Source organism: Mesorhizobium sp. M7A.F.Ca.CA.004.12.1.1 (assembly GCF_003997835.1).
Classification (GTDB): Bacteria; Pseudomonadota; Alphaproteobacteria; order Rhizobiales; family Rhizobiaceae; genus Mesorhizobium.
This window is the reverse complement of sequence record NZ_RZRK01001031.1, coordinates 1-1,837: the sequence shown is the minus strand read 5'-3', so window position 1 is coordinate 1,837 and position 1,837 is coordinate 1. Positions and strand designations below refer to the sequence as shown.

Below are 1,837 nucleotides of genomic sequence, written 5' to 3'. Positions count from 1 at the left end.
TGCCGATCTCGGCGTCACCTCCGACGAAGCCAAGCGCAAGGAATTGCTGGGGCAGGCACAGAAGATCCTGGCGGACGATGCCGTGGTCGGCTTCCTCTACGAACTGCCCAAGGTCGGCGTCTGGGACGCCAAGCTGCAAGGCCTGTGGGAAAACGCCCCGATCCAGGCCAATGATTTGACCAAGGTGAAGTGGAGCGAGTGATCCCCCACCTTCCATGACCGCCTACCTCCTAAAACGCTTCGCCGTCGCGCTCGCCACGCTGGTGCTGGCTTCCATGGTGGTGTTCGCCGTCCTGGAGATCCTGCCCGGCGATCCGGCGCGGCTGATGCTGGGCCTGAACGCCAGTGCCGATCAGGTCGAGCTGCTGCGCAACCAGATGGGCCTCAACGCGCCGCTGGCCTTGCGCTACCTGCAATGGGCCGGCGGCCTGCTCAGTCTCGATTTCGGCCGCTCCTACACCTATTCGGTGCCGGTCATCGATCTGGTGCGCGAGCGGCTTGCCGTCTCGCTGCCGCTGGCGCTGATTGCGCTTGCGCTCTCCACCATCATCGCGATTCCCGTTGGCCTGTTTTCCGCCAGCCGGCGTGGACGCGCCGGTGACACGATTTCCATGGGCGCCGCACAGCTTGGCGTTGCCGTGCCCAATTTCTGGTTCGCGCTGATGCTGATCTATGTCTTCGCCGTCTGGCTGCGGCTGGTCCCCGCCGGTGGGTTTCCCGGCTGGAGTGCTGGCATCTGGCCAGCCTTGAAATCGCTGCTGCTGCCGGCGGTCGCACTTGCCTTGCCGCAAGCCGCGATCCTGGCGCGCGTCACCCGCTCGGCGCTGATCGAGGTGCTGAACGAGGACTATATCCGCACCGCCCGCGCCAAGGGCCTGCCCTATCGCGCAGTCTTGTGGCGGCATGCACTGCGCAACGCCATGATCCCGGTGCTGACCATTCTGGGCCTGCAGTTTGCCTTCCTGCTTGCCGGCACCATCATCATTGAGAATGTCTTTTACCTGCCCGGCCTCGGCAGGCTGGTGTTCCAGGCCATCACCCAGCGCGATCTGATCGTCGTCGAAAGCGTCGTCATGCTGCTGGTCGCCGCCGTCATCGCCGTCAACCTCCTCGTCGACCTTTCCTATGCGGTTGTCGATCCGCGCTTGAGAAGCCGGCAATGACACTGCAAATCGAGATGTCAGAAGAGACGTTTGGCAACATCCTGGGCAAGGCGTTCAGGAATACCGCCTTCGTGGCCGGTTTCGTCATCACGCTGCTGATCCTGGCAATGGCTGTAGTCTCTTATGGCTGGACGCCCTACGACGTCACCAAACTGGTGATATCGGACAAGACGCAGGCACCCTCGCTGGCGCACTGGTTCGGCACCGACCATTTCGGCCGCGACATTCTGTCGATGGTCATGGTCGGGGCCCGCAATTCGATTGCCGTGGCGCTGGTCGCGGTCGGCATCGGCATGGGGGTCGGCGTGCCGCTCGGCGCCTTTGCGGCGGCACGCGGCGGCCTCGTCGACGAGGCACTGATGCGGCTGAACGACCTCGTCTTCGCCTTCCCGGCTTTGCTGTCGGCGATCATGATCACCGCCATCTTCGGGCCAGGCGCGATCAACGCCATCATCGCCATCGGCATCTTCAACATCCCGGTCTTTGCCCGTGTCGCCCGGGCCGGCGCGCTGGCGATCTGGCCGCGCGAGTTCATTCTGGCCGCGCGCGCCGCCGGCAAGAGCAGCACGCAGATCACAATCGAACATGTGCTGCCCAACATCGCCACGCTGCTCCTGGTGCAAGGCACCATCCAGTTCGCGCTGGGCATCCTAGCCGAGGCCGGGCTTTCCTAT

2 protein-coding genes and 1 pseudogene are annotated in these 1,837 nt (G+C 64.1%); all 3 read left to right on the top strand.

The annotated features are described in order from the left end of the window. Positions 1-202: pseudogene (locus EN984_RS33190) on the top strand (ABC transporter substrate-binding protein); the annotation flags it as partial. Between the two features lie 13 nt (positions 203-215). Continuing rightward, positions 216-1,163 carry an ABC transporter permease gene (locus EN984_RS33185; RefSeq protein ID WP_127269831.1) on the top strand — a complete coding sequence of 316 codons (948 nt, stop codon included), beginning with the start codon at positions 216-218 and terminating at the stop codon, positions 1,161-1,163. Then, on the top strand, positions 1,160-1,837 hold a 678-nt coding region (locus tag EN984_RS33180), incomplete at its 3' end, for an ABC transporter permease (protein ID WP_164765860.1). The genes EN984_RS33185 and EN984_RS33180, both read left to right, overlap by 4 nt.

Bases quoted from the DNA above. Each gene is read 5' to 3' on its own strand.
- EN984_RS33185 (WP_127269831.1), top strand. From the start codon at position 216: ATGACCGCCTACCTCCTAAAACGCTTCGCCGTCGCGCTCGCCACGCTG.